General features: G+C 35.3%; 6 protein-coding genes. 3 read left to right on the plus strand and 3 right to left on the minus strand.

Annotated elements, in window-relative coordinates; translation table 11 throughout:
• The first annotated feature begins 227 nt into the window (after positions 1-227).
• Together V7147_RS06030 and V7147_RS06035 are read left to right on the plus strand one after the other, a co-directional pair.
• Positions 228-920: a helix-turn-helix transcriptional regulator gene (locus V7147_RS06030; RefSeq protein WP_335366954.1), complete on the plus strand. Its 693-nt coding sequence runs from the start codon at positions 228-230 to the stop codon at positions 918-920.
• A 257-nt stretch (positions 921-1,177) separates the two neighbouring features.
• The gene (locus tag V7147_RS06035) at positions 1,178-1,420 is read left to right on the plus strand and encodes a DUF2626 domain-containing protein (protein ID WP_335366955.1); all 243 of its coding nucleotides are present in this window, start codon (positions 1,178-1,180) and stop codon (positions 1,418-1,420) included.
• A 27-nt stretch (positions 1,421-1,447) separates the two neighbouring features.
• Here V7147_RS06035 and V7147_RS06040 read toward each other — a convergent pair whose 3' ends face one another.
• Positions 1,448-2,566, minus strand: a complete 1,119-nt coding sequence (locus tag V7147_RS06040) for a class I SAM-dependent methyltransferase (protein WP_335366956.1) — start codon at positions 2,564-2,566, stop codon at positions 1,448-1,450.
• A gap of 225 nt (positions 2,567-2,791) precedes the next feature.
• Positions 2,792-3,427 carry an MBL fold metallo-hydrolase gene (locus tag V7147_RS06045; protein ID WP_335366957.1) on the minus strand — a complete coding sequence of 212 codons (636 nt, stop codon included), beginning with the start codon at positions 3,425-3,427 and terminating at the stop codon, positions 2,792-2,794.
• 317 nt (positions 3,428-3,744) lie between these two features.
• Here V7147_RS06045 and V7147_RS06050 point away from each other — a divergent pair, with 317 nt between their 5' ends.
• Entirely contained in the window at positions 3,745-3,918 is a 174-nt protein-coding gene (locus V7147_RS06050) for a DUF2759 domain-containing protein (protein ID WP_083497358.1), read from the plus strand.
• A gap of 214 nt (positions 3,919-4,132) precedes the next feature.
• Here V7147_RS06050 and V7147_RS06055 read toward each other — a convergent pair whose 3' ends face one another.
• A complete protein-coding gene (locus V7147_RS06055) occupies positions 4,133-5,236 on the minus strand; it encodes a hypothetical protein (protein WP_335366958.1) in 1,104 nt (367 codons plus the stop codon).
• Positions 5,237-5,454: the final 218 nt, after the last annotated feature.

Below are 5,454 nucleotides of genomic sequence, written 5' to 3' on the forward strand. Positions count from 1 at the left end.
ACAACCACTGCCAAAGGGTTGTATTTTTCAAAAGCGATAAAGATTTTTATCTATCATTAGGAGGAATCAATACATTATATGTAGGTGTTATTAGAAATATGCTAATCATGCTGTTAAATTCCTTGAATTTCTGTGAACATTTACCTACAAGTGATATTAATCACATATTGATGGTATTTACCTGTACTATAATAAGGGTAACATGAGGTTCACAAGGAGTGATGACGGTGGAACAAACACTAAAGATAACGAACGTTTTAGCAGATCCAACACGTTATTATATTTATCAATATATTATTAAACAAAATGAAGAGGTTACCGTACAAGAAATTGCAGAAGAATTTGAAATACATCCGAATGTAGCAAGACTTCATTTAACAAAGCTTGAAGATGTTAATATGCTTGTTTCTGAAGCTAAAAAAACTGGAAAAGGCGGCAGACCAAGTCGTCTTTATCGACTATCGAATGATCATATTCAAATTAATTTCCCTTATCGGGATTATCAGTTGCTATCAAAAATTGCGATTGAAACAATGGCTTCACTAGGTGATGTAGGAAAAAAAGCGCTTGAACTAACAGGTAGACGATTTGGTGAAGAATTAGTCAACCATCAAATCCCAGTTTCAATTCATGAACTAACCTTTGAACAAAAGCTCGACATTTTAAAAAAGGCATCGACAGTTGCGGGTTTTTATCCTGATTTAGACCATAATAAGGATAAGACAAAAATCTTTTTAAAGATTAATAATTGTCCTTTTAAAGAAATTGCCCAAGAAAATTTTGAAGCGGTTTGTGGAATGCATCATGCCTTTTTAAGAGGAATGTTTGATTTACTATTTGACGATGTGGTGCTGGAAGAGTCAGAAAACATCATTCTTGGATGTAATTCTTGCAGTTATCACGCATTTGTCGCAAAGTAATGTTTACATTTATGTAATCGTTACATTATAATAATAAAAGTGAGTGAAAATTTTATTCAACCTTTTAGTTAAATAAAATTTATGCCTCCGGCGGATGCCACGATTTTTCAAAGGAAAGTTTTCGGGCAATAAGATTAAAGACTAAAAACGCAACTTCCTGCGGAAACGTCTTTATTACCCACTTCCTGTGGGCCTAAAAATCGGGCGCAAATACGCCAAGGCGCATTTGATCATTTACAAGGGAGGGAAATATACATATGGAACGTATGTACCGTGTTTTAGGTTTTTGGACAGGTATTTTTTCAGTAATGTTTTACGTTGGTGGTATGGATATTCTAGCACTAATATTCTTTGCACAAACCGGATTTTTCGTCCTTTTAAGCTATTTAAAATTGTCTGAAAGAATGTATATTTACGTGTTTGGCGCATATTTAACTATTTTCTTCTGTGCCTTCTCTTACTACACCACATTTATGATGCCGTTGGGCGGAGGTCACTAAAAAAAAGCGATGGAAACATCGCTTTTTTTATTTGTCTTGAAAAATAGGATCCCAATTAATTTTTATATTTTTTTGCTGGATTAGGACATGAAAAGCAGCACTCATTCCTCCATCCATAAGCAGAGAACGAATCGCACGGTTTTGTTTACTTTTTTCTGAAAAAGGGTTGGAATCAAAGTTCTCCTGTAAATAAGTCAGAATTCCCGCTGCCAATAGAAATTCATCCTGTCTTAATTTCTTCACATATTGTATTCCAAGCTCTGTTCCACTCGAAATAAGCGTATCAAAATGAATGTGTGTTGTAAGATCCATCTCGCCTGGATGCTCAAGTGGATTGTTAATTAAATGATGCTTGTAATACCCACGAAGGCTTCCCTTCCTTCTAGCAGATTCCATCAATTCCTCATTTGTAAATCCGTAATCAACGGTAAAAACAACCGCATTTCCAAGAAAGATATTTAGCTCCTCTAAATAAGAAATCATTTGAAGTGGGACCTCAAATCTTTGTCCATTAGGAAGCTCTATCTTCGTATAATTTAAATAGTTAATAATACGCTCATCGATAAGTGGCTCAAGAGTTTCACAAAGCTGTTCATCATTAGAAAGCGTGATTTTCACTTCATAAAGCATGTTTTTTTGTTTCTCAATCACTCTAACTGGAAAGGCATCGAACAATTCATTTGAGAAAAGAATTCCATTAAATACTGGGAAATTCTTTTTTGCTTCATCAATACTACGATACTGAATTACCTTTTCACCCACCGGGAGTAGCTCTTGCTGCAAGCGTCGGTGGTATGGACTTGTTTCAATTATGATATATGTCATTTTCTGATAGGTATCTAAGAAGGAATTATTTAATTCATCCAAAACTGCTTTTGCGAATCTGCCATTTCCTCCACCAATTTCACAGATAAACGGTGAAATTTTTTCAAGTGTGATCAGTTTATGAAAAATCGATGCAAATAGTTTGCCAAAGACATTGGAAATATTGCTTGTTGTGATGAAATCTCCTTTTTTCCCTACCTTTTCTTCGTTTTTCATATAGTACCCTTTTTCTTCGTGATAGAGGACGGTATTCATATATTGTTCATATGTAATTTGCTTGTTTGAAGATGATTTTATGATCTCTTTTAATATGTCTAGCATATGCTCACCTTTTGTTAATTTTCACCATTGACACAGTGTTTATATTATAATATTGTAAGTTTAGTAGCTTACAATATCCCTCCCATTATACGGATATATAAGTTTTGGCGTGATGCCAAATTTACAAGCATTAAGAAGGTATTCTTAATGCTAAAACATCCCCATGAAAAGGTCTGACTCATTTGAGTTAGGCCTTTTCTTTATTTGATAACATTAAAATTATAGTTAAAATCCATTTAAAAATGGATTAGAGTCCATTTCAGCTTCGATGGTTGTTTCTGGGCCGTGTCCGGATAGGACGATTGTTTCTTCTGGTAATGTAAGTAGTTTCTTATGAATACTAGCTAGTAATTGCTCATGACTTCCACCCGGTAGGTCCGTTCTACCGATACTTCCTTGGAATAAAGCATCTCCTGAAAACACAACTCCAAGCTCTTTACAATAATAGGAAACACTACCCGGCGAGTGTCCTGGTGTATAAAAGAGTTCAAATGTAAAGTTACCAACAGAAAATTCTCCTTCTTTCGGAAGAATGGTCGGTTCTACTTTTGAAAGGATTTCCTGTCCAGGAATAAAATAACCGGAACCATTTAAAGCCGGATCCTTCAGCCAATTTTTCTCCTTCTCATGGATAAACACAGGAACATTCCAATGTGCTAAACAATCATCAATCGCACCAATATGATCAAAATGAGCATGTGTTAACAGAATAGCGATTGGTTTTAACCCCTGATGTCTTAATATTGTATTTAATCTTTGCCCATCCCCACCTGGATCAAAGATGACACATTCCTTATTCGAATTTGCAAGTATGTAGGCATTTGTTTGTAAGGGGCCTAGCGGAATCCTTTGCCATTTCATCAATTTCCCTCCGTTACTTTTTGGTCTACTATTTATTCTACACTATCAGGCGAAAACGAAAAAGCGCTTAACCAATTGCCATCAAGCTTTTTCTAAAAAAGATCATTTGTCTTAGAAGTGTCACTTTTTCATCCTCGACAAAACCGGATAAAACGATTAGAATATAAAATGAATCTATCTATTTCTTTACATAAAGGGTTTTCAGCCTTTTGGGACAACATTTATGGTGTTGTTGTAAATTTTCAAACTATGGGAAAAATAGTATTGAAAAGGCTTCTATTTAATGAAATATTGATTATAGCAAGGGGGTAAGTCACATGGGTCTAATGATTATCTTTTCATTAATCGTTATTTTAGCTGCATTTGGTATTATTCGTTCATTACGTGATAAAAACCTATTAGCTATTCTTTTCTCAACAGGAATCTTCTTAGTATTAGGCTGGTTTACAATCATGACAATCTGGAAACATGGTTTCCCAACAGCTCACTAAAAACAAAAGTGCAAACGCCTTGTAGTTGAACGTCTACGTTTGCCACGTCCTGTGGCAAACGTAGACGTCAGCACATCCTGTGCAAGTTCGACAAGCATAAGAAAAGCCAGTCAGAAGGATGCCTTTTATCCTTCTTGACAGAGGGGCTAGGCGCTGGAGCTAGACGTAAATAAAAAAGTTTTTAAAAGCCATCGGACTCCGATGGCTTTTTGCTTTAAAATAGTACCAGTTCCTCAACTGTTTTTGTCTTTAAATCAATCACCTTTTCGAATTGAAATCCGTATAAACATAAGAACCCATTTGGAGAAAAATTAAGTGGTTGATCGTCCATCTTTTCAAGGATAACCTCTTCTTTCCCCGTGCTCATATCATAGGTAACAAGCTCAAATTTTTCTCCATACGTATCAAACGTACCCGTAGAATATGGTTTAAACGAATAAAATTTCTTTTGTCCGAAAACATAGTCCGCCGATGGAATATACCACTTTGAATAGTCACTTAGAAGTGGCATTTTATATTCATGCAACTGTTTATTTTTTTCAGGGTTGTAAAAGCCCACTCTCGCAACTGATTCCTCACCTTGAATCAATTCATACGTAATAAGTAAATCCTTATAGGTTGCGAAAGAAATGATGTTTTCAAATAAAAGTCCCTCTGTTTTCGTATTTAAATGGTACGAATAGAGTGGTGCAAACAAATTAAGCTCATTTTGATCCCATTTTAAATATGAAATTGTGTTTGAATCAATCCACTGAATAAACGGCTGGAATACTTCATGCTTCGTTGACTTTTGGGTCTGGATATCAAGTAGATGGGTTTGAAATGACCAATCCTCTAAAAACGAAGTCACGAAAACCTGATTTGTATTATAAGGATTCCAGCTGTAAAACAAATCAAAGGAATTCACATTCCACTCAAATTGTACAGTTCCTGTTTTATCGACGGCTGTTAGCCTCGCTTGATTTTGAGAATCTGATGTATGTATTAAAAACATAGAATGGTCTTCATTTGCCTTCATTGTCAGCACCGGGGCTGAGGTTGTCAAAAACAATTCCTTTTCACCAGTAAACAAATGGTATTTGTAAACTTTGGAAATCTCATTCTCATCAACTACATAAAGAATACTTTCATCGTCAAACCAGTCGCCCACAATATTAAAATCTTTACCTTGAAGATCAAGTGGCTGTAATTGCTGATTCTCTCCAAAAAATTCAGTTGGCAATGGCCCCTTTGATACATTCTTATTACTGCTCTTTGGCGCATCACTACTATCAAACGGTTGATGAGAACTACAGCCAGCTAGTAGAAAAAGAAACATGAAAACGTATATCCATTTTCCCACCAACTCGAAAATCACCTCTTTATGAAAAAATACACTGCCTATTCTTACAACAGTGAGTCCTACTTACTATTGTTTCCCTTAACAGATAATACGATTATGCATGGTAAAAAGTTTCAAAGCAAGAAAAAAAGCCGAAGAAATAACGGCTTTTCCATACAATTTTTACATATACAACGAAGCCAAAAAGGCTCCTA

It is taken from the genome of Bacillus sp. JJ1521, from assembly GCF_036965165.1.
Lineage (GTDB): Bacteria > Bacillota > Bacilli > Bacillales > Bacillaceae_L > Ferdinandcohnia.

What these genes read in the sequence shown, in the direction of transcription:
- V7147_RS06050 (WP_083497358.1), top strand. Translation starts at nt 3,745, where the DNA reads ATGGGTCTAATGATTATCTTTTCATTAATCGTTATTTTAGCTGCATTT.
- V7147_RS06040 (WP_335366956.1), bottom strand. Translation starts at nt 2,566, where the DNA reads ATGCTAGACATATTAAAAGAGATCATAAAATCATCTTCAAACAAGCAA.
- V7147_RS06035 (WP_335366955.1), top strand. Translation starts at nt 1,178, where the DNA reads ATGGAACGTATGTACCGTGTTTTAGGTTTTTGGACAGGTATTTTTTCA.
- V7147_RS06045 (WP_335366957.1), bottom strand. Translation starts at nt 3,427, where the DNA reads ATGAAATGGCAAAGGATTCCGCTAGGCCCCTTACAAACAAATGCCTAC.
- V7147_RS06055 (WP_335366958.1), bottom strand. Translation starts at nt 5,236, where the DNA reads ATGTTTCTTTTTCTACTAGCTGGCTGTAGTTCTCATCAACCGTTTGAT.